23 protein-coding genes and 1 pseudogene are annotated in these 24,454 nt (G+C 70.1%); 23 read left to right on the forward strand and 1 reads right to left on the reverse strand.

What is annotated here, in order from left to right:
• Nucleotides 1-16 precede the first annotated feature (16 nt).
• From mltG to aroQ, 7 genes and pseudogenes are all read left to right on the forward strand, one after another.
• Nucleotides 17-1,225, forward strand: a pseudogene (gene mltG, locus JOE46_RS03550) (endolytic transglycosylase MltG); the annotation flags it as partial.
• Nucleotides 1,215-2,039, forward strand: a complete 825-nt coding sequence (locus JOE46_RS03555; RefSeq protein ID WP_209926257.1) for a shikimate dehydrogenase — start codon at nucleotides 1,215-1,217, stop codon at nucleotides 2,037-2,039. The pseudogene mltG and the gene JOE46_RS03555, both read left to right, overlap by 11 nt.
• 97 nt (nucleotides 2,040-2,136) lie before the next feature.
• Complete coding sequence (locus JOE46_RS03560) at nucleotides 2,137-2,718, forward strand: prepilin peptidase (RefSeq protein WP_245220915.1); 582 nt, start codon at nucleotides 2,137-2,139, stop codon at nucleotides 2,716-2,718.
• Nucleotides 2,719-2,764: 46 nt separating this feature from the next.
• Nucleotides 2,765-3,964: a chorismate synthase gene (gene aroC / locus JOE46_RS03565; protein ID WP_179800413.1), complete on the forward strand. Its 1,200-nt coding sequence runs from the start codon at nucleotides 2,765-2,767 to the stop codon at nucleotides 3,962-3,964.
• Nucleotides 3,961-4,464, forward strand: a complete 504-nt coding sequence (locus JOE46_RS03570) for a shikimate kinase (RefSeq protein WP_209926258.1) — start codon at nucleotides 3,961-3,963, stop codon at nucleotides 4,462-4,464. The genes aroC and JOE46_RS03570 overlap by 4 nt, the downstream gene beginning before the upstream one ends.
• Nucleotides 4,465-4,527: 63 nt before the next feature.
• The gene (aroB, locus tag JOE46_RS03575) at nucleotides 4,528-5,640 is read left to right on the forward strand and encodes a 3-dehydroquinate synthase (protein WP_179800411.1); all 1,113 of its coding nucleotides are present in this window, start codon (nucleotides 4,528-4,530) and stop codon (nucleotides 5,638-5,640) included.
• On the forward strand, nucleotides 5,637-6,062 hold the full coding sequence (gene aroQ / locus JOE46_RS03580) for a type II 3-dehydroquinate dehydratase (RefSeq protein WP_097209902.1): 426 nt from the start codon (nucleotides 5,637-5,639) through the stop codon (nucleotides 6,060-6,062). The genes aroB and aroQ overlap by 4 nt, the downstream gene beginning before the upstream one ends.
• Nucleotides 6,063-6,130: 68 nt before the next feature.
• Here aroQ and JOE46_RS03585 read toward each other — a convergent pair whose 3' ends face one another.
• Complete coding sequence (locus tag JOE46_RS03585; protein WP_209926260.1) at nucleotides 6,131-6,832, reverse strand: B-4DMT family transporter; 702 nt, start codon at nucleotides 6,830-6,832, stop codon at nucleotides 6,131-6,133.
• 100 nt (nucleotides 6,833-6,932) lie between these two features.
• On the opposite strand from JOE46_RS03585, the gene JOE46_RS03590 reads away from it, so the two are divergent.
• The 16 genes from JOE46_RS03590 (at nucleotide 6,933) to JOE46_RS03665 (ending at nucleotide 24,406) form a co-directional block, all read left to right on the forward strand.
• Nucleotides 6,933-8,045, forward strand: a complete 1,113-nt coding sequence (locus tag JOE46_RS03590) for a Xaa-Pro peptidase family protein (protein WP_209926261.1) — start codon at nucleotides 6,933-6,935, stop codon at nucleotides 8,043-8,045.
• 16 nt (nucleotides 8,046-8,061) lie between these two features.
• The gene (gene efp, locus JOE46_RS03595) at nucleotides 8,062-8,625 is read left to right on the forward strand and encodes an elongation factor P (RefSeq protein WP_077041498.1); all 564 of its coding nucleotides are present in this window, start codon (nucleotides 8,062-8,064) and stop codon (nucleotides 8,623-8,625) included.
• 1 nt (nucleotide 8,626) lies between these two features.
• Nucleotides 8,627-9,130 carry a transcription antitermination factor NusB gene (nusB, locus tag JOE46_RS03600; RefSeq protein WP_097209899.1) on the forward strand — a complete coding sequence of 168 codons (504 nt, stop codon included), beginning with the start codon at nucleotides 8,627-8,629 and terminating at the stop codon, nucleotides 9,128-9,130.
• Between the two features lie 207 nt (nucleotides 9,131-9,337).
• On the forward strand, nucleotides 9,338-9,964 hold the full coding sequence (gene pyrR, locus JOE46_RS03605; RefSeq protein ID WP_097209898.1) for a bifunctional pyr operon transcriptional regulator/uracil phosphoribosyltransferase PyrR: 627 nt from the start codon (nucleotides 9,338-9,340) through the stop codon (nucleotides 9,962-9,964).
• Nucleotides 9,961-10,905 carry an aspartate carbamoyltransferase catalytic subunit gene (locus JOE46_RS03610; RefSeq protein WP_077041500.1) on the forward strand — a complete coding sequence of 315 codons (945 nt, stop codon included), beginning with the start codon at nucleotides 9,961-9,963 and terminating at the stop codon, nucleotides 10,903-10,905. The genes pyrR and JOE46_RS03610 overlap by 4 nt, the downstream gene beginning before the upstream one ends.
• Nucleotides 10,902-12,227 (forward strand): dihydroorotase, encoded by a 1,326-nt coding sequence (locus tag JOE46_RS03615; RefSeq protein ID WP_307861247.1) that lies wholly within the window; start codon nucleotides 10,902-10,904, stop codon nucleotides 12,225-12,227. Before JOE46_RS03610 ends, JOE46_RS03615 begins: the two co-directional genes overlap by 4 nt.
• Complete coding sequence (locus JOE46_RS03620) at nucleotides 12,224-12,715, forward strand: transporter (RefSeq protein ID WP_097209897.1); 492 nt, start codon at nucleotides 12,224-12,226, stop codon at nucleotides 12,713-12,715. Before JOE46_RS03615 ends, JOE46_RS03620 begins: the two co-directional genes overlap by 4 nt.
• Entirely contained in the window at nucleotides 12,712-13,893 is a 1,182-nt protein-coding gene (gene carA / locus JOE46_RS03625) for a glutamine-hydrolyzing carbamoyl-phosphate synthase small subunit (protein WP_269590049.1), read from the forward strand. Before JOE46_RS03620 ends, carA begins: the two co-directional genes overlap by 4 nt.
• The gene (carB, locus tag JOE46_RS03630; protein WP_097209896.1) at nucleotides 13,893-17,246 is read left to right on the forward strand and encodes a carbamoyl-phosphate synthase large subunit; all 3,354 of its coding nucleotides are present in this window, start codon (nucleotides 13,893-13,895) and stop codon (nucleotides 17,244-17,246) included. The genes carA and carB overlap by 1 nt, the downstream gene beginning before the upstream one ends.
• Entirely contained in the window at nucleotides 17,243-18,115 is an 873-nt protein-coding gene (gene pyrF, locus JOE46_RS03635; RefSeq protein WP_209926263.1) for an orotidine-5'-phosphate decarboxylase, read from the forward strand. The genes carB and pyrF overlap by 4 nt, the downstream gene beginning before the upstream one ends.
• Nucleotides 18,116-18,241: 126 nt before the next feature.
• On the forward strand, nucleotides 18,242-18,565 hold the full coding sequence (gene mihF / locus JOE46_RS03640) for an integration host factor, actinobacterial type (protein ID WP_027499670.1): 324 nt from the start codon (nucleotides 18,242-18,244) through the stop codon (nucleotides 18,563-18,565).
• A gap of 91 nt (nucleotides 18,566-18,656) precedes the next feature.
• The gene (gene gmk / locus JOE46_RS03645) at nucleotides 18,657-19,208 is read left to right on the forward strand and encodes a guanylate kinase (RefSeq protein ID WP_097209984.1); all 552 of its coding nucleotides are present in this window, start codon (nucleotides 18,657-18,659) and stop codon (nucleotides 19,206-19,208) included.
• Between the two features lie 129 nt (nucleotides 19,209-19,337).
• Nucleotides 19,338-19,640 carry a DNA-directed RNA polymerase subunit omega gene (rpoZ, locus tag JOE46_RS03650; protein ID WP_027499672.1) on the forward strand — a complete coding sequence of 101 codons (303 nt, stop codon included), beginning with the start codon at nucleotides 19,338-19,340 and terminating at the stop codon, nucleotides 19,638-19,640.
• 10 nt (nucleotides 19,641-19,650) lie between these two features.
• The gene (gene coaBC, locus JOE46_RS03655; RefSeq protein WP_209926264.1) at nucleotides 19,651-20,946 is read left to right on the forward strand and encodes a bifunctional phosphopantothenoylcysteine decarboxylase/phosphopantothenate--cysteine ligase CoaBC; all 1,296 of its coding nucleotides are present in this window, start codon (nucleotides 19,651-19,653) and stop codon (nucleotides 20,944-20,946) included.
• Nucleotides 20,947-21,098: 152 nt separating this feature from the next.
• Nucleotides 21,099-22,313 carry a methionine adenosyltransferase gene (metK, locus tag JOE46_RS03660; protein ID WP_097209893.1) on the forward strand — a complete coding sequence of 405 codons (1,215 nt, stop codon included), beginning with the start codon at nucleotides 21,099-21,101 and terminating at the stop codon, nucleotides 22,311-22,313.
• A gap of 77 nt (nucleotides 22,314-22,390) precedes the next feature.
• On the forward strand, nucleotides 22,391-24,406 hold the full coding sequence (locus tag JOE46_RS03665) for a primosomal protein N' (RefSeq protein ID WP_307861248.1): 2,016 nt from the start codon (nucleotides 22,391-22,393) through the stop codon (nucleotides 24,404-24,406).
• Nucleotides 24,407-24,454: the final 48 nt, after the last annotated feature.

Here is a 24,454-nt window from a genome sequence, read left to right on the forward strand (position 1 = left end):
CCGGTCGAGAGGGCCCGAGTTGCAGCCGACTCGCGCGGAAGTGCGTCGCGCACGGGAGCGCGCCGCGGGACGCAAGGGCAGGGGCAAGGTCGTGGTCGCGATCGCCGGACTCGGCGCCCTCGCGCTGATCGTGGGTGTCGGCTACGTCGGCGGCAAGAAGCTCCTCGGCGGCATCGACGTGCCCGAGGACTACGAGGCGGGTCAGTCAGGGCCCGATGTCGTCGTGCAGGTGCACCCCGGTGACACCGCCGACCAGATCGCGAGCGAGATGGTCGAGAAGGACGTCGTGGCGAGCGCGTCCGCGTTCTTCAACGCGGCCGTCCTGAACGATTCCATGACGTCGGTGCAGCCCGGCTTCTACAACCTCAAGTCCCAGGTGCCGGCCGCGCAGGCCGTCGCGGGGCTTGTCGATCCGAACTCCCGCGTGGGTGCACTGGTGATCTCCGAGGGTCGTCAGCTGCACGACACCAAGGACGTGAACACCGGCGCGACCAAGCGCGGTATCTACACCCTCATCTCGGAGGCGAGCTGCCTGCCGACCGCATCGGGTCAGCAGAAGTGCGTGAGCGTCGACGAGCTCAAGGAGGCGGGCGCCAATCCGAACCTCGCCGCGCTCGGTGTGCCCGACTGGGCCGCCGCTCGGGTCAAGTCGGTTCCGGACCGAACCCGGCAGCTCGAGGGCCTGATCGCCGCGGGTAAGTGGGACTTCGACCCGAGGGAGTCGGCGGCGGAGATCCTGACCACCCTCGTCAGCGGGAGCGCGGCCAAGTACGAGGCCACCGGCATCGACCGCGCGGGGAACGCCGTCGGGCTGAGTCCCTACGACCTGCTCGTCGCGGCGTCGCTGGTGGAACGGGAGTCGCTGCCGGACGACTTCGGCAAGGTCGCGCGCGTGATCGTCAACCGGCTCGCCGCGCCACAGCGCCTCGAGCTGGACTCGACGGTCAACTACGCGCTCGACACCACCGAGCTCGCGACCACCGACGGCGACCGCGCGAAGGTCACCCCGTGGAACACCTACGCGATGGACGGACTGCCCGCGACCCCGATCTCGTCGCCGAGCATCGGCGCCGTGGAGGCCGTGGAGAAGGCACCCGCGGGCGACTGGCTGTACTTCGTCACGATCGACAACAAGGGCACCACGCTGTTCACCAAGAGCTACACCGAGCACCTGGAGAACAGCAAGAAGGCGCTGGCGAGCGGGATCCTCGACAGTGGGCGCTGACCTGCCACGCAAGGCCGCGGTCCTTGGCAAGCCGATCGGACACTCCAAGTCGCCGCTGCTGCACCTGGCGGCGTACCGCGCCCTCGGCCTGACCGGCTGGACCTACGACCGGATCGAGTGCACCGGCGAGCAGCTGCCCGGGCTCGTCGACGGGCTGGGCCCGGAATGGGTCGGGCTCTCGGTGACCATGCCCGGCAAGGTCGCCGCCCTCGAGTACGCGACCGAACGCACCGAGCGCGCGGTACAGGTCGGCTCGGCCAACACCCTGGTCCGGGTGCAGGGCGGCTGGCGGGCGGACTGCACCGACGTGGACGGCGTGACCGGCGCACTCGCAGAGGTCGGGGTCACCGATCTGGGCGGCGCGAGCGCGGTGGTGATCGGCGCGGGCGGGACCTCGCGGCCGGCGCTGCGCGCGCTGGCGGACCTCGGTGTCGACGCGGTGACCGTCGTCGCCCGCTCGGCAGACCGGGCGGCGGCCTCGGTGGCCTGCGCGTCGGAGATGGGCCTGCGGGCCCGCCACCTCGGCTTCGACACCGATGCGCTGGCCGCCGCGTGTGCCGACGCGGCGACGGTGGTCAGTACCGTGCCCGCGGACGCGATCGCGCCGTTCGCCGACGCGGTCGCGCAGGCGCCGGTGGTCTTCGACGCCATCTACGATCCGTGGCCGACCCCGCTCGCCGCGGCGGTCCAGGCCGCGGGCGGGACCGTGGTCGACGGCCTGCGGATGCTGCTCAACCAGGCGTTCGGTCAGGTCGAGCAGTTCACCGGCCGCCCCGCCCCGCGCGGGGAGATGGCGGCCGCGGTCGCGCGCTGACGCGACATTTCTCCACAGCTCCGGATCCATCCCCAGCACGGTCGGAATCGACACTCGTGGGGCCTGTCCAGGCGCCCTACGGTGGCAGCGTCGGGGCATGGGAATCGGATTGCTCGGCCTGGCGGGACTGCTCACCGGCGTCGCGACGCGGCGGTTCCTGCGTCGTTTCACCGCGGCGATGCCGCGCTGGTGGGTCGCGGTCCTCATCGTCGGCTTCGTCGCGGCCGGACTCGCCTGCCCGCCGCTGACGGCCGCCGCGGCCTGCGCGTTGCTCTGGTGGTGTGTCTGCCTGTCCGTTGTCGACCTGGGGGAGCGCAGGCTGCCGAACGAGCTCACCCTGCCGGGCGCCTGCGCGGTGTTCCTGGTCTCGGTGCTGGTGGGCCGGGGGATGGCGGCCCTGGTGGGGGCGGCGATGCTGGCCGGTCTCTACCTCGTCGTACACCTGGCCTCCCCGGCCGCGATGGGCGGCGGTGACGTGAAGCTGGCCCTTGGGCTCGGCGCCGCTGCGGGTGCGGTGGGCGCCAAGGCGTGGCTGGCGGCGGCGGTCGGTGCGGTGGCGCTGACGGCCCTGGTCGGCGGGTGTGCCCTTGCCCTCGGGCGGGGCGGCCGCACGCTCGCGCACGGGCCGTCGATGTGCCTGTCGACGCTGCTGGCGTTGAGCCTGGCCGTGGGCGGCTAGCCGGGGACCGGGCCGGTGTGCGTTGACGCCTACGTTTCGTGAAAAGATGGGCGGCGTGCTGCGCTGGATAACTGCCGGAGAATCCCATGGTCCCGCCCTCGTCGCCCTCCTGGATGGGATGGTCGCCGGGGTCGAGGTGACCTCCGAGGACATTGCGTCCCAACTCGCCCGCCGTCGCCTCGGCTACGGCCGCGGTGCCCGCATGAGCTTCGAGAAGGACGTCGTGACGATGGTCGGCGGCGTCCGGCACGGTCGCACGATGGGCGGCCCCATCGCCATCGAGGTCGCGAACAGCGAGTGGCCCAAGTGGGAGACGGTCATGTCCTCCGACCCGGTGGACGAGGCGCTTCTCAAGGACCTCGCGCGCAACGCACCGCTGACCCGTCCGCGCCCGGGCCACGCCGACTACTCCGGCATGCTCAAGTACGGATTCGACGACGCCCGTCCCGTCCTGGAGCGGGCCAGCGCCCGCGAGACCGCGGCCCGCGTCGCGGCAGGAACCGTGGCCCGCGCTTTCCTGCGTCAGGTCTTCGGCGTCGAGGTGATCTCCCATGTGATCTCCATCGGCACCGCCTCCGGCCCCGCCGACTCACCGGTCCCCGGACCCGACGACCTCGCGGACATCGACGCCAGCCCGGTGCGCGCCTTCGGCGCCGAGGCGGAGGCCGCGATGATCGCGGAGATCGACGCGGCCAAGCGGGACGGCGACACCCTCGGTGGTGTCGTCGAGGTGATCGTGCACGGCCTGCCCGTCGGGCTGGGGTCGTTCATCAGCGGTGAGAACCGGCTCGATTCGCGACTCGCCGCCGCGCTGATGGGCATTCAGGCCATCAAGGGTGTCGAGGTCGGCGACGGCTTCGAGACCTCCCGCCGCCGGGGCAGCGCCGCGCACGACGAGATGCGGCCCGGCCCGGACGGCGTGCTGCGGTCGACCAACCGCGCAGGCGGCCTCGAGGGCGGTATGACCAACGGCGAGGCGCTGCGGGTCCGGGCGGCGATGAAGCCGATCTCCACCGTGCCGCGGGCACTCGCGACCGTCGACATGTCCACCGGCGAGGAGGCCGTCGCCATCCATCAGCGCAGCGATGTGTGTGCGGTCCCCGCCGCGGGCGTCGTCGCGGAGTCGATGGTGGCCCTGGTGGTCGCGCAGGCCGCGCTCGAGAAGTTCGGCGGCGACTCGGTCGACGAGACGATGCGCAATATCGGCGGATACCTCGCCTCGGTCCGGGAACGCCTGTCGAGGTGACTCCACGGGCAGTCCTGATCGGACCGCCGGGCGCCGGTAAGTCCACCATCGGGAAACGACTGGCGCGGGCGTTGGACGTCGAGATCTTCGACACCGACGCCGCCATCGAGCGCGAAGCGGGCAAGTCCATCCCGGAGATCTTCGCGCAGGACGGGGAACCGGCGTTTCGCGCGCTGGAGGAGGACATGGTCCGGCGCGCGCTGGCCGAGCAGGCGGGCATCGTCTCGCTCGGCGGTGGCGCGATCCTGTCCGATACCACCCGCGCCCGGCTGGTCGGCCACACGGTCGTCTACCTGGAGATCAGCGTGGCCGAGGGCCTCAAGCGGACCGGGACCAACACCTCCCGGCCCCTCCTCAACGGTGGCGATCCACGCCAGAAGTACCGGGACCTGATGCGGCGGCGGCGACCGCTGTACCGGAAGGTGGCCACAATCCGGGTCCGCACCGACGGGCGCAGTCCGGCCCGCGTGGTGCAGCAGCTCGTCTCCAAACTGGGGTAGAGCGGTGGCAGCACCCAGGCAGAAGCGATACAGCAGCAGCGCACAGAAGCGGAGAAGCAGACAGTGACCGAACCCGTACGCGTCGAGGTCAAGACCGCCAGTCCCTACCCGGTGATCATCGGCCGTGGACTGCTCGGTGAACTGGTGGACGAACTGATCGGCACGAGGACCGTCGCGATCTTCCACCAGCCGCCGCTCGCGCAGACCGCGGAGGCGGTGCGCGCCGCGTTGGCGGCGAAGGGCATCGACGCCCATCGCGTCGAGATCCCGGACGCGGAGGACGGCAAGGACCTCGCCGTCGCGGGCTTCTGCTGGGAGGTGCTCGGCCGCATCGGGCTGACCCGCAGCGACGCCGTGGTGAGCCTCGGCGGCGGCGCGGCCACCGACCTGGCCGGGTTCGTCGCGGCCACCTGGATGCGCGGCGTGCGGATCGTGCACGTGCCCACCACGCTGCTCGCGATGGTGGACGCGGCCGTCGGCGGCAAGACCGGCATCAACACCGATGCGGGCAAGAACCTGGTCGGCTCGTTCCACGAGCCGTCCGCGGTGCTGATCGACCTGGCGACCCTGGAGACGGTGCCGCGTAACGAGATCGTCGCCGGCATGGCCGAGGTGATCAAGACCGGGTTCATCGCGGACCCGACGATCCTCGACCTCATCGAGCGGGACCCCGAGGCGGCCCTCGACCCGACCGGCGAGGTGCTGCCCGAGCTGATCCGCCGGTCCGTTGAGGTGAAGGCGAAGGTCGTCGCCGCCGACCTCAAGGAGTCGGACCTGCGCGAGATCCTCAACTACGGACACACCCTCGGCCACGCGATCGAGCGCCGCGAGAAGTACCGCTGGCGCCACGGTGCGGCGGTGTCGGTCGGCCTCGTGTTCGCCGCCGAGCTGGGCCGGCTCGCCGGCCGGCTCGACGACGCCACCGCGGAACGGCACCGGACCATCCTCGAGAGCGTCGGCCTGCCCACCACCTACGATGCGTCCGCCTTCGCGGACCTGGTCAAGGGCATGCAGACGGACAAGAAGAACCGGGCGGGCATGCTGCGGTTCGTCGTCCTGGACGGGCTGGCGAAGCCGGGACGGCTCGAGGGCCCGGACCCGACGCTGCTCGCGGCCGCCTACTCCGCGGTGGCCCGCGAGGACCAGCCGGGCACCGGCGGCACGGTGCTGCTGTGAGGGTGCAGGTCCTCAACGGACCGAACCTCGGACGGCTCGGCAAGCGGCAGCCCGAGGTGTACGGCGCAACCACGTACGCCGATCTGGTCGCGCTCTGCGAGGCGACCGCGGTGGAGCTGGGCATCGAGGTGACCGTCCGCCAGTCCGACAGCGAGGCCGAGCTGCTCGGCTGGATCCACGATGCCGCCGACGCGGGTGAACCGGTGGTGCTCAATGCAGGAGCGCTCACCCACACCTCGATCGCGCTGCGGGACGCCTGCGCCGAGCTGGAGGCGGGACTGGTCGAGGTGCACATCTCGAACGTGCACGCCCGCGAGGACTTCCGGCATCACTCGTACCTGAGCGCGATCGCGACCGGCGTCATCGTCGGGTGCGGCGTCGCGGGATACCCGCTCGCGCTGAGGTTCCTCGCCGAGAGATAGCGCTGCGCGCCCGTGCGCGGGTCTCACCCCGATCGGGGTGAGACCCGCGCACGGGCAGTGGAGCTGCGTTACTTGCCGTTCTCGGGCTTGATCGCCTCGAAGACCTCGGTGGGGGCGTCGTCGACGTAGTGGCGACCGCCGCCCGAGGTCTGGTCGTCGGCCTGCTGCCTGCCGGCCTGGTCGTTCTCGTAGTAGCCCTGATCGGTCTCGTAGTAACCCTGGCCGGTGCCGTGTTCGGAGGCCTCGTAGTTCTCCTCCGCGGCCTCGACCACGTCGTAGTCCTGTTCGCTCGCGTACGCGCCCGCGGCGCCTGCCGCGGCGGGGGCTGCGGTCGCTCCGGACTTGCGGGCCTCGCGCCGCACCAGGAAGCGTCCGACCGTCACCGCGAGCATCGCGGGCAGGAAGACGAGCAGGATGGTGAAGGCGGCTCCGGAGGTGAGCTCGAAGAACAGTGTGTTGTCGCCGAGCGCGATGCCGGTGGTGACGCCGATCAGCCAGGACACCGCGCCCGCCAGCACGCCCGCGACGGCGGCGGCCTTGAGCCACATCATGGTCAGGTCCGCGCCCGACTCCTCGTCCACCGCGGTGCGCGCGTCCCTGATGCCGTCGAGACCGCCCCAGAGCAGTGCGACCAGCACCACGAACGCCAGCGAGACCCACCGTAGTGACGATCCGTGCAGGGGCCACTGCGTGACCGCGAGTCCGAGCACCACCCTCGTCACGACATGCACCGACGCCATACCCAGACCACGAAGAAGCCACGAGTTCATGCCGACAGCGTAACGACCGCTCAATGGGACCTGTGGCCTAACCCACACCTGGCGTCGCGAGGGCCCTCGCGGGGGCCGGACGCTGCCGTAGGTTGGGCTCATGTCGACCGTCGATCACGGGTCCCGCCGGGCCGCGCTGCGCACACTGCTCACCGACTGGGGCGTCGAGGCGCTACTGGTGACCGATCTGCTCAACATCAGGTACCTCACGGGGTTCACCGGGTCGAATGCGGCGCTGGTCGTCGACGCCCGCGACGAACCGGGTGCCGAGTCTCGGACCCTCATCTGCACCGACGGCCGGTACCTGATCCAGGTCGGCGAGCAGGTGCCGGACCTCGAGGCGGTGATCGACCGCTCCAGCGCAGGGCACCTCATCGGTCGCTGCGCCGACACCGATGCCGGCCCGGTGCGGCTCGGGTTCGAGAGCCACGTCGTGACCGTGGACGAGCTCGCCGCCTGGCAGGAGCTGGCTCCGTCACTCGAGATGATCCGGGCGCCGCGGCTGGTGGAGCGGCTCCGCATGGTCAAGGACGAGCACGAGGTGGGGCTGCTGCGGCGAGCGTGCGCGGCGGCCGACCTCGCCCTCGCGGTCCTGATCGAGCGCGGGGGACTGCGCCCGGGCCGGACCGAGCGGGAAGTCGGACGGGAACTGGAGTTCCTGATGCTCGAGCACGGTGCGGACGGCATCTCGTTCGAGACGATCGTCGCGGCGGGCGCGAACTCGGCGATCCCGCACCACCGTCCGACCGACGCCACGCTGGCCGCAGGGGACTTCGTCAAGCTCGACTTCGGGGCAACGGTCGAGGGGTACCACTCGGACATGACCAGGACGTTCGTGCTCGGTGCGGCGGCGGACTGGCAGCGCGAGGTGTACGAGCTCGTGGCGACCGCGCAGGCCGCGGGCCGGGCCGCCCTCGCACCGGGCACGGAGGTCGCCGCGGTGGACGCCGCGGCCCGGTCGGTGATCGAGGCCGCGGGTTACGGGGAGCTGTTCCTGCACGGTCTCGGGCACGGCGTCGGGCTGGAGATCCACGAAGCACCGGGAATCGGCAAGCTCGGCACCGGTACACTGCTAGCCGGTGCTGCGGTAACAGTCGAGCCCGGTGTGTACTTCTCCGGTCGCGGAGGCGTCAGGATCGAGGACACGCTCGTTGTTCGCGAGCAGGAGCCCGAGCTCCTCACCCTCACCACCAAAGATCTCGTAATCGTCTGAAGGAGACGCGAAGTAAGTGGCTGACACCAGTGATTTCAAGAACGGGCTCGTGCTGAAGATCGAGGGCCAGCTCTGGCAGATCATCGAGTTCCAGCACGTGAAGCCGGGCAAGGGCCCCGCGTTCGTGCGGACCAAGCTCAAGAACGTGCTCTCCGGCAAGAACGTGGACAAGACCTTCAACGCGGGCGTCAAGGTGGAGACGGCGACCGTCGACCGTCGCGACATGACGTACCTGTACCACGACGGTAGCGACTACGTATTCATGGACGGCGACACCTACGACCAGATCTCGATCAGCGAGGCCACCGTCGGCGACGGCGCGCGCTTCCTGCTGGAGAACATGCAGGTCCAGGTCGCGACCCATGAGGACGCGCCGCTGTTCGTCGAGCTGCCGGTCACGGTCGAGCTCGTCGTCAAGCACACCGATCCGGGCCTGCAGGGCGACCGTTCGACCGGTGGCACCAAGCCCGCGATCCTGGAGACGGACGCCGAGGTGCAGGTCCCGCTGTTCGTCAACACCGGCGACAAGCTCAAGATCGACTCTCGGGACGGCAACTACCTGGGCCGCGTGACTTCGTAGCGTGTCCGGTAGTCAGAAGAAGCTCGGGGCCAGGCACAAGGCCCGTAAGCGCGCAGTCGATTTCCTCTTCGAGGCGGAGGCGCGCGACCTCGATCCGGTCGATCTCGCCACCGAGCGGGCCGAGCTCGCCCGTACGGACGACGCCGTCGCCCCGGTGAACCCCTACACCGTCACCCTGGTGACCGGGGTCGCGGAGAACCTCGACCGGCTTGACCGGGTCATCGCCGACCACCTGCAGGACTGGACACTCGAGCGTCTGCCCGCGGTGGACCGCGCGGTCCTGCGGATCGCCGTGTGGGAGCTCTTCCACGCCACCGACGTGCCGCCTGTGGTGGCGGTCGACGAGGCCGTGGAGCTGGCCAAGGAGCTGTCCACCGACGACTCGCCGGGATTCATCAACGGGGTACTCGGTCAGGTGGTGCTCGTCGCGCCGCAGGTGCGAGCCGCCGCGGCCGCCACCTCGCAGCGCACGGAGGCCACGCCCGAGCCGGGCACCGACGCCTGACCCGGCGCCGAACGACACGCGAACGCCGCGGACCGATCACGGTCCGCGGCGTTCGTCGTCCGGGCCGGGAAACGGTCGAAACGGGGGTTCGACTGTGGCTCAGCACACCCCGAACCGCGTCGGGTTCCTGGTCCCCGCGCTGATAGGCTGGCGGGCGTCAGACATCCTTTAACGATCCGTCCAGAGAGGCGGAGAAGGAGGTCCAGCTTGCTCACGCCCGAGCCATCCTCCGCCGATTCATCGGCCCAGGATCACCCTGTCACCAGGGAGCTGCTCTCTTCTGCCGACGTTGGTCGGACGATCGCGCGGATCGCGCACCAGATCATCGAGAAGACCGCGCTCGACGCCGAGACCGACCCGCCCCGAGTGGTGTTGATCGGTATCCCGACGCGCGGCACCACCCTCGCCAACCGCCTGGCGAACAAGATCGAGGAGTTCTCGGGTGTCCGCCCCCCGACCGGCTCGCTCGACATCACCCTCTACCGCGACGATCTGCGGACCAAGCCGCACCGTCCGCTCGAGCGCACCTCGGTGCCCGAAGGCGGTGTGGACCAGGCGCTCGTGGTCCTCGTCGACGACGTGCTGTTCTCCGGGCGGACCGTGCGCTCGGCGCTCGACGCGCTCCGTGACCTGGGCAGGCCGAAGGCCGTGCAGCTCGCGGTCCTGGTCGACCGCGGCCACCGGGAGCTGCCGCTGCGGGCCGATTTCGTCGGCAAGAACGTGCCGACCGCGCGCACCGAGGACGTGAAGGTGCAGTTGGTCGAACACGACGGGGTCGACAGCGTGACGCTCAGCGGCGGCGTGAACAAGGCGAGCGGGGAGCCGAATCTGTGAAGCATCTGTTGTCGGTTTCGGATCTGACCCTCGAGAGCGCGACAGGTCTGCTCGACGAGGCCGAACGATTCGAGCAGGCCCTCCTGGGCCGCGAGGTCCGCAAGCTCCCGACGCTGCGGGGGCGCACCGTGATGACGGTGTTCTTCGAGAACTCGACCAGGACCAGGGTGTCCTTCGAGGTCGCGGGCAAGTGGATGAGCGCCGACGTGATCAACGTCAGCGCCAGCAGTTCCTCGGTGTCGAAGGGCGAGTCGCTGCGGGACACCGCGATGACCCTGAGGGCCGCGGGGGCGGACGCGTTGATCGTGCGGCACCCGGCCTCCGGTGCGGCGCACCGGATCGCGGAGTGGACCGCGGACGGCGATGACGGCCCGGCCGTGATCAACGCCGGTGACGGCACGCACGAGCACCCCACCCAGGCGCTGCTGGACGCGCTGACCCTGCGACAGCGGCTCGGCTCCATCGCGGGCAAGCGGGTCGCGATCGTCGGCGACATCCTGCACAGCCGGGTGGCCAGGTCGAACGCCTTCCTGCTCTCCACGCTCGGCGCGGAGGTCGTGCTGGTCGCGCCGCCCACGCTGCTGCCGGTGGGGGTGTCGAGCTGGCCGGTGACCGTGTCGCATTCGCTGGACGCGGAGCTGCCCGGCGTCGATGCGGTGCTGATGCTGCGGGTGCAGGCCGAGCGCATGAACGGCGGGTTCTTCCCGTCGCCGCGCGAGTACTCGATCACCTACGGGCTGTCCGAGAAGCGGCTGGGCATGCTCGCCGAACACGCCGTTGTGCTGCACCCGGGTCCCATGCTGCGCGGCATGGAGATCGCGTCGGCGGTCGCGGATTCACCGAAAGCTGCAGTGCTGCAGCAGGTTACGAACGGAGTTCACATTCGCATGGCTGTCCTGTTCGGGTTGTTGGTCGGTACTGAGGAAGGTGTGGCGCTGTGAGCCAGGACATTTCCCGAGGCTTCGCCCGCGGTGACATCCTGATCCGCGGGGCGCGCATCTACGGCGAGGGTGAGCCGCAGGACGTGCTGATCTCCGACGGTGAGATCCGCGGGATCGGCGCCGGACTGGACGCACCCGAGGGCGCCGAGGTCATCGAGGCGGCCGGCCAGGTGCTGCTGCCCGGCTTCGTCGACCTGCACACGCACCTGCGCGAACCCGGTCGTGAGGACACCGAGACCATCGAGTCCGGGTCGTCCGCCGCGGCGCTCGGCGGCTACACCGCGGTGTTCGCGATGGCCAACACCAGCCCGGTCGCCGACTCAGTCGTGATCACCGACCACGTGTGGCGCAGGGGACAGGAGGTCGGCCTGGTCGACGTCCATCCGGTCGGCGCGGTCACTGTCGGGCTCGCGGGCAAGCAGCTCGCCGAGATGGCGACCATGGCGTCGGGCATCGGCAAGGTCAAGATGTTCTCCGACGACGGCCACTGCGTGTACGACCCGTTGATCATGCGCCGGGCACTCGAGTACTCGAGCGCGCTCGGAGTCCTCATCGCCCAGCACGCCGAGGAGCCGCGGCTGACCGTCGGTGCCGTCGCGCACGAGGGTCCGACCGCCGCCCGGCTCGGCCTGGCCGGCTGGCCCCGGGCCGCGGAGGAGTCCATCGTCGCCCGCGACGCGCTGCTGGCCCGCGATGCAGGTGCCCGCGTGCACATCTGCCACGCCTCCACCGCAGGCACCGTCGAGCTGATGAAGTGGGCACGCGGACAGGGCATCTCGATCACCGCTGAGGTCACCCCGCATCACCTGCTGCTCGACGACTCCCGGCTGGAGACCTACGACGCGGTGAACCGGGTGAACCCGCCGCTGCGCGAACCCAGCGACATCGCCGCGCTGCGACAGGGCCTGGCCGACGGCGTCATCGACTGCGTCGCCACCGACCACGCCCCGCACGCCGAGCAGGACAAGTGCTGCGAGTTCTCGGCCGCCAGGCCCGGCATGCTCGGGTTGGAGACGGCGCTGGCGATCGTCGTGCAGACGATGGTCGAGACCGGCCTGCTGGACTGGCGCGGCGTGGCCCGGGTGATGAGCGAGCGGCCCGCCGAGATCGTCGGACTGAGCGATCAGGGCCGACCGATCGCGGTCGGCGAGCCGGCCAATCTCACGCTGGTGGACCCGGATCGCGAATGGACGGTGCGGGCACCGGAACTGGCGTCGATCGCGCAGAACAGCCCGTTCGACGCGATGACGTTCGGCGCCAGGGTCACCACCACCCTGCTGCGCGGCCGGGTCACCGTCCTGGACGGGAAGGTGCGCGCATGAGCACGGACCGGATCCTGCTGACCGTCGGCTTCCTCCTGTTCTGGGCGCTGATGGTGGCGCTGATGTACCGGGGCTGGAAGAAGCGGGCCGGCCGTCAGGCGGACGCGATCGGCGAGCTGCCCGCGGTGCCAGCCGACCTGGGCGCGCAGCTGATCCCGCCGAGCAGCGGCCTGTACGTGGGCAGCACCCTCGCGCCCAGCTGGCAGGACCGGATCGCGGTCGGGGACATCGGCTTCCGCGCGACCGGCGATATCAGCAGGCACGAGAAGGGTGTGCTGCTCGAACGAGACGGCGCCTCGGCGATCTGGATCCCGCAGTCCTCGATCCGGGCGATCCGGACCGAACGCGGGCTCGCAGGCAAGGTCATGAGCAAGGACGGGGTCCTGGTGATCCGGTGGGAGCTGCCCACCGGAACGGAGATCGACACCGGATTCCGTGGAGACGACAAGAGTGTGTACCCGGCATGGGTGAACGGAGAGAACGCGTGAGTGACAGCTTTGAATCAGCGAGCGGCACAGGACCGGCGGCCCTGGTCCTCGAGGACGGGCGGATCTTCCGCGGCACCAGCTTCGGTGCGGTCGGCCAGACCCTCGGCGAGGCGGTCTTCAGCACCGGCATGACCGGCTACCAGGAGACCCTCACCGATCCGAGCTACCACCGCCAGATCGTGGTCGCCACCGCCCCGCAGATCGGCAACACGGGCTGGAACGGCGAGGACGGTGAGGCGCTGAGCGCTGGCCGTCAGGCCTCCGGCGACTCCAACAAGATCTGGGTGGCCGGCTACGTGGTCCGCGATCCCGCGCGCCGCACCTCGAGCTGGCGCGCCACCGGGTCGCTGCAGGACGAGCTCGTCCGCCAGGGCATCGTCGGGATCGCGGGCATCGACACCAGGGCACTGGTCCGGCACCTGCGCACCCGCGGTTCCATGCGGGCCGGGGTCTTCTCCGGCGCGGCGCTGACCGACGACGCCGCCATGCTGCAGGCCGTCAAGGACCAGCCGTCGATGCTCGGCGCCGATCTCGCGGGCGAGGTCAGCACCGACAACGGCTACATCATCGAGCCGGTCGGCGGCGAGGCCCGGTTCACGGTTGCGGCCATCGACCTGGGCATCAAGACCAACACCCCGCGGATGTTCGCCCAGCGCGGCATCCGGGTGCACGTGCTGCCCTCGAACGCGAGCCTCGAGCAGATTCTCGACCTCGGCGCGGACGGAGTGTTCCTGTCCAACGGCCCTGGCGACCCGGCCACCGCCGACGGCGCGGTGCACCTGACCAAGGAGGTGCTCGGCCAGGGCCTGCCGCTGTTCGGCATCTGCTTCGGCAACCAGATCCTCGGCCGCGCGCTCGGTCTGAGCACCTACAAGATGAAGTTCGGCCACCGCGGCATCAACATCCCGGTGATCGAGCACGGCACCGGCCGGATCGCCATCACCGCGCAGAACCACGGGTTCGCGCTCGAGGGCGAGGCGGGCCAGGAGTTCGACACCCCGTTCGGCCGCGCCGTGATCAGTCACACCTGCGCCAACGACGGCGCCGTCGAGGGCGTCCGCCTGCTCGACGACTCGGCCTTCTCGGTGCAGTACCACCCCGAGGCCGCGGCGGGCCCGCACGACGCCGCCTACCTGTTCGACCGCTTCACCAGCCTGCTCGAGGGAGTCAAGAAGTAATGCCACGTCGCACAGATCTCAAGCACATCCTGGTGATCGGTTCCGGACCGATCGTCATCGGACAGGCCTGCGAGTTCGACTACTCGGGCACCCAGGCGTGTCGTGTCCTGCGTGAGGAGGGCCTGCGCGTGTCGCTGGTCAACTCCAACCCGGCCACGATCATGACCGACCCCGAGTTCGCCGACGCCACCTACGTCGAGCCGATCACCGCGGAGTTCGTCGAGAAGGTCATCGCCCGCGAGGCCGAGCAGGGCCACAAGATCGATGCGGTGCTCGCCACCCTCGGCGGCCAGACGGCGCTGAACACCGCGGTCGCGCTGCACGAGCAGGGCATCCTCGAGAAGTACGACGTGGAGCTGATCGGCGCCGACTTCGATGCCATCCAGCGCGGCGAGGACCGGCAGAAGTTCAAGGACATCGTCGCCAAGGTCGGCGGCGAGTCGGCGCGCTCGCGGGTCTGCTTCACGATGGAGGAAGTCCACGACACCGTCGCCGAGCTCGGCTACCCGGTCGTCGTGCGGCCCTCGTTCACCATGGGCGGCCTCGGCTCCGGCATGGCGTACAACGAGGAAGACCTCACCCGCATCGCGGGCGGCGGACTTGCCGCCTCGCCCACCGCGAACGTGCTCATCGAGGAGTCCATCCTCGGCTGGAAGGAGTACGAGCTCGAGCTGATGCGCGACGGCCGCGACAACGTGGTCATCATCTGCTCGATCGAGAACGTCGACCCGGTCGGCGTGCACACCGGCGACTCGGTGACCGTGGCCCCGGCCATGACGCTGACCGACCGCGAGTACCAGAAGATGCGCGACCTCTCCATCGACATCCTGCGCGAGGTCGGCGTCGACACCGGTGGCTGCAACATCCAGTTCGCGATGGACCCGACCGATGGCCGCCTCGTGGTCATCGAGATGAACCCCCGCGTGTCGCGCTCGTCGGCGCTTGCGTCGAAGGCGACCGGCTACCCGATCGCGAAGATGGCCGCGAAGCTGGCCATCGGCTACACCCTCGACGAGATCGTCAACGACATCACCGGCGAGACCCCGGCCTGCTTCGAGCCGACCCTCGACTACGTCGTGGTGAAGGCGCCCCGCTTCGCGTTCGAGAAGTTCCCCGGCGCCGACGGCACCCTGACCACCACCATGAAGTCGGTCGGCGAGGCGATGTCGATCGGCCGCAACTTCACCGAGGCCTTCGGCAAGGTCATGCGGTCGCTCGAGACCAAGCGGGCCGGCTACTGGACCGGGCCCGAGCTCGAGGTCGACGACCTGGACGCCCTGCTCGCGGACCTCAGCGTGCCGCAGGACGGCCGGATGTACGGCATCGAGAAGGCGTTCGCGCTCGGCGCGACCATCGAGCAGCTCTTCGAAGCCACCAAGATCGACCCGTGGTTCCTCGATCAGTTCCAGCAGATCCACGAGCTGGGGGAGCAGGTCCGCGCGGCCGAGGTCGTCGACGAGGCGCTGCTGCGTCAGGCCAAGTACCACGGCCTGTCCGACCGCCAGATCGCCTCGCTGCGCCCGGGTCTCGGTGGGGACAGCCAGGAGGGTGAGGACGCGGTCCGCACACTGCGCGACGCGTTCAAGATCCGCCCGGTCTACAAGACCGTCGACACCTGCGCGGCCGAGTTCGAGGCCAAGACGCCGTACCACTACTCCACCTACGAGCTCGATCCCGAGGCGGAGTCCGAGGTCGCGCCGCAGACCGAGCGGCCCAAGGTGCTGATCCTGGGCTCGGGCCCGAACCGCATCGGTCAGGGCATCGAGTTCGACTACTCCTGTGTGCACGCCGCGCTCACGCTCTCCGAGGCCGGCTACGAGACCGTCATGGTCAACTGCAACCCGGAGACGGTCTCCACGGACTACGACACCGCGGACCGGCTGTACTTCGAGCCGTTGACCTTCGAGGACGTCCTCGAGGTCTACCGCGCCGAGTCGGCGTCGGGCACGGTCGCAGGCGTCATCGTCCAGCTCGGCGGCCAGACCCCGCTCGGCCTGGCGAAGCGGCTCAAGGCCGCGGGCGTCCCGATCGTCGGCACCAGTCCCGAGGCCATCGACCTCGCCGAGGATCGCGGCGAGTTCGGCCGCGTGCTCACAGAGGCGGGCCTGCCCGCGCCGAAGTTCGGCACCGCCACCACGTTCGACGGTGCCCGCGAGATCGCGGGCGGCATCGGCTACCCGGTGCTGGTGCGCCCCTCCTACGTGCTCGGTGGGCGCGGCATGGAGATCGTGTACGACGAGAAGTCGCTGCAGGACTACATCTCTCGGGCCACCGAGATCTCCGACGACCGCCCGGTGCTGGTGGACCGGTTCCTGGAAGACGCGGTCGAGATCGATGTCGACGCGCTGTGCGACGGCACCGAGGTGTACCTCGGCGGCGTGATGGAGCACATCGAGGAGGCCGGAATCCACTCCGGCGACTCGGCCTGCGCGCTGCCGCCCATCACGCTCGGCAAGGCCGACCTCGAGAACGTCCGGCGTTCGACCGAGGCACTGGCCAAGGGCATCGGGGTCAAGGGCCTGCTGAACGTGCAGTACGCGCTCAAGGACGACATCCTCTACGTCCTCGAGGCGAACCCGCGCGCCAGCCGCACGGTGCCGTTCGTGTCCAAGGCCACGGCGGTGCAGCTGGCGAAGGCCTGCGCCCGGGTGATGCTCGGCGAGTCCATCGCGGACCTGCGCGCGAGCGGGGTCCTGCCCGCCACCGGGGACGGCGGCAACACCCCGGCCGGCGCGCCGATCGCGGTCAAGGAGGCGGTGCTCCCGTTCAACCGCTTCCGCAAGGCGGACGGCACCGGCGTCGACACCCTGCTGAGCCCGGAGATGAAGTCCACCGGCGAGGTGATGGGCATCGACGCGGACTTCGGTACCGCGTTCGCCAAGAGCCAGACCGCCGCCTACGGCTCGCTGCCCACCAGCGGCGTGGTGTTCGTCTCGGTCGCGAACAAGGACAAGCGGTCGCTGATCTTCCCGGTCAAGCGGCTCGCCGACCTCGGCTTCACGATCCTGGCCACCGAGGGCACCGCGGACGTGCTGCGGCGTAACGGCATCGCCTGCGAGGAGGTGCACAAGCAGTCCGGCGAGGACCTGCCGGAGGGCGCGCGCACCATCGTCGACCAGATCAAGGCCGGGGAGGTGGACATGGTGATCAACACCCCGTACGGCAACTCGGGTCCCCGCGTGGACGGCTACGAGATCCGCAGCGCGGCGGTGTCGGTGAACATCCCGTGCATCACCACCGTCCAGGGCGCCTCGGCGGCGGTCCAGGGCATCGAGGCCGGTATCAGGGGCGATATCGGTGTGCGCTCGCTGCAGGACCTGCACGCGGCGCTGCGCGAGCCGGGACAGAAGTGAGTCAGCACAGCTGGGGCAGCCGGCTCCGGTCCGCGATCGCGGACCGGGGCCGGCTGTGTGTGGGCATCGATCCGCACCCTTCGCTGCTGCGGGCGTGGGGGCTCCCAGAGACCGCTGGGGGCGTCGAGACCTTCGCGGAGATATGCGTGGAGGCCTTCGTCGGCGACGTGGCGCTGGTGAAGCCACAGGTGGCCTTCTTCGAGGCCTACGGGTCGGCCGGGTACGCGGTGCTCGAGCGGACCATCTCGGTGGTGCGCGCGGCGGGCACGCTGGTCATCGCCGATGCCAAGCGGGGCGACATCGGTTCCACCATGGCGGCGTACTCGCAGGCCTGGCTGGGCGAGGAGGCGCCGCTGGCGTCGGACGCGGTGACGGTCTCGCCCTATCTCGGGTTCGGCGCGCTCGAGCCCGCTGTCGAGTTGGCGACCGAGCACGGCCGCGGGCTCTTCGTGCTCGCCCGTACCTCCAATCCGGAGGGTGGGCAGTTGCAGGGGGCTCGGTTGCTGGGTGATCAGCTCGACGCTGCCGACCTGTCGGCTGTTTCTGCTGGTAAGGGCGTGTCGGTCGCGCAATCGATCGTCGACGCGGCAGTGGCGCAGAACCGGGACGGCCGGGACACGGTGGGCCTGGTGGTCGGCGCGACACGCGGACACGGATTGGATTTATCGGAATTTTCCGGGCCGATTCTTGCGCCCGGACTGGGCGCACAGGGCGCCACCGTGGCCGATCTGGCAGAGATTTTCCGCGATTCACGAGAGTTGTTGCTGCCCAACACTTCTCGGGACGTTTTGCGGAACGGGCCGTCTGTTTCCGCGCTTCGCGAGGCCGCGGAGCGGGTCAGGGACGACGTCGAGAACGGACTCGCATAACCCACCGGAATTACGCGCTGACCTGGGGGGTGGGTTCGCAATCGGCGCTCGGCGTGAGTACGGTCGCTATCGCTGCTGGTTAACCGGTGGCAGAAGACTATTTGCACACGACGAGACGGAGGAACCGTGGCCCTTCCCCAGTTGACTGATGAGCAGCGCGCCGCTGCTTTGGAGAAGGCGGCTGCAGCCCGTAAGGCCAGGGCTGAGCTCAAGGAGCGCCTCAAGCGCGGCGGCACCGACCTGAAGCAGGTCCTCAAGGATGCCGAAGAGAACGAGATCCTCGGCAAGATGAAGGTGTCGGCACTGCTCGAGGCCCTGCCCAAGGTGGGCAAGGTCAAGGCGCAGGAAATCATGACCGAGCTGGAGATCGCTCCGACCCGTCGCCTTCGTGGCCTCGGCGATCGGCAGCGCAAGGCTCTGCTCACCAGGTTCGATTTCGACGCTGAGTAGGAATCTGGTGGCTGACACAGACAACGTGTCAGACAACAGCAAGACCACCCCGGCTTCGAACAGCGGGGAAAGCACAGCGCAGAGGGGCCGGCTGGTAGTACTGGCCGGCCCCTCAGCCGTGGGTAAGTCGAGTGTGGTCCGCAAACTGCACGAGCGACTTCCCGACCTGGTCTTCAGCGTGTCTGCCACGACGAGAGACCCGCGGCCCGGCGAGGTCGACGGCAAGGACTACACGTTCGTCACCGCCGACGACTTCGAGCGGATGATCGCAGCCGGCGAGATGCTCGAATGGGCGGAGATCCACGGCGGGCTGCAGCGGTCGGGCACCCCCGCCGCGCCGGTGATCGCGGCCCTCGAGGCCGGACATCCCGTGCTGGTGGAGGTCGACCTGGCGGGTGCTCGTGCCGTCCGGGCGGCGATGCCGGAGGCGATTCTTGCCTTCCTGGCGCCGCCGAGCTGGGAGGAACTGGTGTCCCGGCTGACCGGTCGCGGCACCGAGTCCGAGGCGGTCGTCGCCCGCCGCCTTGAGACCGCGAAGGTCGAGTTGGCGGCCAAGGACGAGTTCGACACGGTCATCGTGAACGAGGATGTCGACCGTGCGTGCGACGAGTTGGTATCCTTGTTGGTTGGAGCGCCGCGATAGTCGGCGTCCGTTCAGGATTCTGTAAAGAAGACAGTATCGATCTCGACTAGCAGCACCTTTGCTCGAACCTGCAGTTCTCAGAAGTAGTTGCAGTTGAAACAAGCGCCGACCACCACAGGAGATTCGCCAGTGAGCGCAACTCAAGCAGCCTTGTCCGACGCCGAGCGACACGGCGTCCCGGCGTACGACACCCCGTTGGGCATCACCAACCCGCCGATCGACGAGCTGCTCGCCCGCACCTCCTCGAAGTACGCGCTGGTGATCTACTCGGCCAAGCGTGCGCGCCAGATCAACGACTACTACAACCAGCTCGGTGACGGCATCCTCGAGTACGTCGGCCCGCTGGTCGAGCCGGGCCTCCAGGAGAAGCCGCTCTCCATCGCGCTGCGCGAGATCCACTCCGACCTCCTCGAGCACACCGAAGGCGAGTGATACAGAGCCCGTGAGCGAGCTCCCATCGGATTCCGCCGACCGACCCCGCCGCATCGTCGTCGGGGTCGGCGGCGGAATTGCCGCATACAAGGCCTGTTCGATCATCCGCAGCTTCACCGAGAGTGGACACCACGTGCGGGTGATCCCCACGGACTCGGCTCTGCAGTTCGTCGGCCGCGCGACGTTCGAGGCGCTCTCCGGCAACCCGGTGCAGACCGGGGTCTTCGCCGACGTCCCGCAGGTGCCGCACGTGCGGCTCGGCCAGGAGGCCGACCTGGTGGTGATCGTGCCCGCGACGGCCGATCTGATGGCAAGGGCCGCACACGGTCGCGCCGACGATCTGCTCACCGCGACCCTGCTCACGGCCCGCTGCCCGGTGGTGTTCGCGCCCGCGATGCACACCGAGATGTGGGAGCACCCCGCGACGGTCGCGAACGTGGCGACCCTGCGCGAACGCGGCATCTGTGTGATCGAGCCCGCCTCCGGTCGACTCACCGGCAAGGACACCGGCGCGGGCCGGCTGCCAGAGCCGGACGAGATCGTCGGACTGGCGACCCTGCTGCTCGAGCGTCCCGACGCGCTGCGCCGCGACCTCGTCGGCCGCAAGATCCTGGTGTCCGCGGGCGGCACCCGTGAACCCCTCGACCCGGTCCGATTCCTCGGCAACCGCAGCTCCGGCAAGCAGGGCTACGCCATCGCGCGGCTCGCCGCCCAGCGCGGCGCCGAGGTGACCCTGATCGCCGGATACACCGCGGACCTGGCCGATCCGGCCGCGCTCGAGGTGATCCGGGTCCGCACGGCGGGTGAGCTGAAGGAGGCCGTCGACAAGGCGGCGGTCGCAGCGGAGGCGGTCGTGATGGCCGCGGCCGTCGCGGACTTCCGGCCGTCCACCATCGCCGACAGCAAGATCAAGAAGGGCGCCGACGAGCCCGACACGATCCCGCTGACCCGCAACGAGGACATACTGGCCGGGCTCGTCCGGTCGCGACGCGACGGCGACCTGCCGAACACCTCCGTGATCGTCGGCTTCGCGGCGGAGACCGGCGACGCGCACGGCGACGTGCTCACCCACGCGCGCTCGAAGCTCGCCCGCAAGGGCTGCGACCTGCTGGTGGTCAACGCGGTCGGGGAGGGCAAGGCGTTCGAGGTCGACCACAACGACGGCTGGCTGCTCGGCGCCGACGGCTCCGAGGTCGCGCTGGAGTACGGCTCCAAGGCCTTGATGGCCAGTCGGGTGCTCGACGCCCTGGTGTCCCTGCTCGACAGTGGCGGGGGCGCGCACGCACAGAACGGTTCGGCCTCGTAGTCTGAAAGTCAGACCCTTTGTCGCCGACCCCGGCGCGGAGGGAATACATTTCCGCTGATTTCATTTTTCTGCTGATTTCAATGGTTCATATCCGTCGTACCCCGCACTAGGGTCTGTGGGGCAATACCAACGCTGTGGCGAGAGGGAGATCTGTGAGCAAGTCCGGCAGTCGGCTATTCACCAGTGAGTCTGTGACCGAGGGACACCCGGACAAGATCTGTGATGCGATCAGCGACTCCATTCTCGACGCACTGCTCGAACAGGACCCGCGCAGCCGGGTGGCCGTCGAGACGCTTGTGACCACCGGTCAGGTGCACGTGGCGGGAGAGGTCACCACCACCGCGTACGCCGACATCCCCAAGATCGTCCGCGACAAGGTCCTCGAGATCGGTTACGACTCCTCGGCCAAGGGCTTCGACGGCAACTCCTGCGGCGTGAACATCGCGATCGGCGCGCAGTCCCCGGAGATCGCGCAGGGCGTCGACCACTCGCACGAGGCCAGGGTCGACGGCATCACCGACGACGAGATCGACCGGCAGGGCGCGGGCGACCAGGGCCTGATGTTCGGCTACGCCTGCACCGACACCCCCGAGCTGATGCCGCTGCCGATCGCGCTCGCGCACCGGCTCTCGCGCCGGCTGACCGAGGTCCGCAAGACCGGCGTGCTGCCGTACCTGCGTCCGGACGGCAAGACCCAGGTCACCATCGAGTACGACGGTGACAAGGCCGTGCGGCTCGACACCGTCGTCATCTCCACCCAGCACGCCGCGGACATCGACCTCGACAACCTGCTCACGCCGGACATCCGCGAGAAGGTGCTCGGCTCGGTGCTCGCCGAGCTGGGCGTGCCCACCCTCGACACCGCCGACGTCCGGCTGCTGGTCAACCCGACCGGAAAGTTCGTGCTCGGCGGGCCGATGGGTGACGCAGGTCTGACCGGTCGCAAGATCATCGTCGACACCTACGGCGGCATGGCCCGCCACGGTGGCGGCGCCTTCTCCGGCAAGGACCCGTCGAAGGTCGACCGGTCCGCCGCGTACGCGATGCGGTGGGTGGCCAAGAACGCCATCGCCGCCGGCCTGGCGGAGCGCATCGAGGTCCAGGTCGCATACGCGATCGGCAAGGCGGCCCCGGTCGGCCTGTTCGTGGAGACCTTCGGCACCGAGCGGACCGATCCGGCGCTGATCCAGAAGGCGATCACCGAGGTCTTCGACCTGCGCCCAGGCGCGATCATCCGCGATCTCGACCTGCTGCGTCCGATCTACGCGCCGACCGCGGCGTACGGGCACTTCGGCCGCACCGACATCGACCTCCCGTGGGAGCGCACGGACCGGGCCGAGAAGCTGCGCGCGGCCGCCGGACTCTAGATGGCGACAGCGACGAGCCGCTCACCGAAATCGGTGGGCGGCTCGTGCCGTCGGTACGGGGTGGTCGTTTAGTGGCGGTGAGCGCGGAACGGGAACCGGCGGCGGAGCTGCCCGTCGCCAGGGTGATCCCGATGCTGCCGCTCGCGCACCTGGACCGGGAGTTCGACTACCGGGTACCGCGCGAGCTCGACGTGCAGGCCCAGCCGGGGGTGCGGGTGCGCATCCGCTTCGCGGGCAGGCTGGTGGACGGGTTCCTAGTCGAGCGCATCGCGACCAGCGAGCACCCCGGCAAGCTGGGCTGGCTGGACCGCGTTGTCGGTGCCGAGCGGGTGCTGACACCGGAGATCGCCGCGCTGGTGGACGCCGTCGCCCAGCGGTACGCGGGCACCAGGGCGGACGTGCTGCGGCTGGCGATACCGCCCCGGCACGCGCGCGTGGAGGCCGAGCCGACGGCCGAGCGGGGGCCCCTTCCCCCGTCACCCGGCTGCGAGGCCTGGTCGAGCTACGTGCACGGCGAGGCCTTCGTCTCGGCGGTGCGGGCGGGCCGCGGTCCGCGGGCGGTCTGGCAGGCACTTCCGGGAGAGGACTGGCCCGCCCTGCTGGCCGAGCTGGCGGCGGTGGTCGTGGCGCGCGGTCAGACCGCGGTGCTGGTGGTGCCCGACCAGAAGGACCTGGACCGGGTCGCGGCCGCGTCTGTGGACCTGGTCGGCGACGATCTGGTGGTCCCGTTGGCGGCGGGACTCGGTCCCGCGATGCGGTACCGCCGCTGGCTCGCGGCGCTTCGGGGCACCACCCGGATCGTGGTCGGAACCAGGAGCTCGGTGTTCGCGCCGGTGCCGGACCTCGGCCTGATCGTGGTGTGGGACGACGGCGACGACAGCCATTCCGAGCCGCGCTCGCCGTACCCGCATGCCCGCGAGGTGGCCCTGCTGCGGGCGCACGCGAGCGGCTGCGCCCTGGTGGTCGGTGGTCACGCCAGGACCGCCGAGGCGCAGGCGCTGGTGAACTCGGGCTGGGCGCACGACCTGGTGGCCGACCGCGCCGAGGTGCGGGCCAGGTCGCCGCAGGTCACCGCCCTCGCCGATAGTGATCATGCGCTGGCGCGGGACCCGGGGGCCAGGGCGGCCAGACTGCCCGCGATCGCCTTCGCCGCGGCCAGGGAGGCGCTCAAGGCGGGAGCGGGCGTTCTCGTGCAGGTGCCGCGCCGCGGATACGTTCCGTCCCTGGCCTGTGGCAAGTGCCGGGCGCCCGCCCGGTGTCGACGGTGCAACGGTCCGATGTCGCTGGCGTCGGCGGTGGGACCGGACGGTGCCGGTACCCCGACGTGCCGGTGGTGCGGCGTCGCCGACGCCACCCATCGGTGCAACGCGTGCGGGTCGCGATCGCTGCGCGCCGTGGTCGTCGGGGCGGGCCGGACCGCGGAGGAGCTCGGCAGGGCCTTCCCCGGCGTCGCGGTGACGCATTCCGGCGGGACCGAGGTGACGGCGGCGGTCAAGCCGGGCCCGCGGCTGGTGGTGGCGACCGTCGGGGCCGAGCCGGTGATGCCGGGCGGCTACGGGGCGGCGCTGCTGCTGGACGGTTGGGCCTTGCTGGGGCGGGCTGACCTGCGGGCGGAGGAGGAGACGCTGCGACGCTGGATGACCGCGGGCTCGCTGGTGCGTCCCGCCGGCGAGGGCGGGCGGGTCGTGGTGGTCGCCGACTCGGGCCTGCCCACTGTCCAGTCGCTGGTGCGCTGGGATCCGGTTGGCGCGGCCCAGGCTCAGCTCGACGAGCGGGCGGAGGTCCGATTCCCGCCGACCGTGCACATCGCCGCGGTGGACGGCTCGCGCGAGGCGATCGAGGCGTTGCTGGCGAACGCGACACTGCCCGACGTGGTGGAGCGGCTCGGTCCGGTGCCGTTGCCGCCGGGCGAACGGTTGCCGTTCTCTGGTGACGGTCCGGAGCCTGCCGATGTCGAGCGGATGCTGCTGCGGGTGCCGCGGGGGAGCGGCGGCGCCCTGGCGAGGGCGTTGTCCGAGGCGCAGGCCGTGCGCGGCGCCCGGCGTGAAGCTGGGTCGGTCCGCGTGCAGATCGACCCCGTCCGGATCGGCTGAGGCCTCCCGATTCACCACGCCGAAGAACATTGCTCGATAGGTTGAGAA

Origin of the sequence: Rhodococcus sp. PvR099 (assembly GCF_017833315.1) — a bacterium.
Taxonomy (GTDB): Bacteria; Actinomycetota; Actinomycetes; order Mycobacteriales; family Mycobacteriaceae; genus Rhodococcus_G; species Rhodococcus_G oryzae.

Bases quoted from the DNA above. Each gene is read 5' to 3' on its own strand.
- JOE46_RS03620 (WP_097209897.1), top strand. From the start codon at position 12,224: ATGAGCACGGACCGGATCCTGCTGACCGTCGGCTTCCTCCTGTTCTGG.
- JOE46_RS03560 (WP_245220915.1), top strand. From the start codon at position 2,137: ATGGGAATCGGATTGCTCGGCCTGGCGGGACTGCTCACCGGCGTCGCG.
- JOE46_RS03590 (WP_209926261.1), top strand. From the start codon at position 6,933: ATGTCGACCGTCGATCACGGGTCCCGCCGGGCCGCGCTGCGCACACTG.
- carB (WP_097209896.1), top strand. From the start codon at position 13,893: ATGCCACGTCGCACAGATCTCAAGCACATCCTGGTGATCGGTTCCGGA.
- aroC (WP_179800413.1), top strand. From the start codon at position 2,765: ATGGGCGGCGTGCTGCGCTGGATAACTGCCGGAGAATCCCATGGTCCC.
- JOE46_RS03585 (WP_209926260.1), bottom strand. From the start codon at position 6,832: ATGAACTCGTGGCTTCTTCGTGGTCTGGGTATGGCGTCGGTGCATGTC.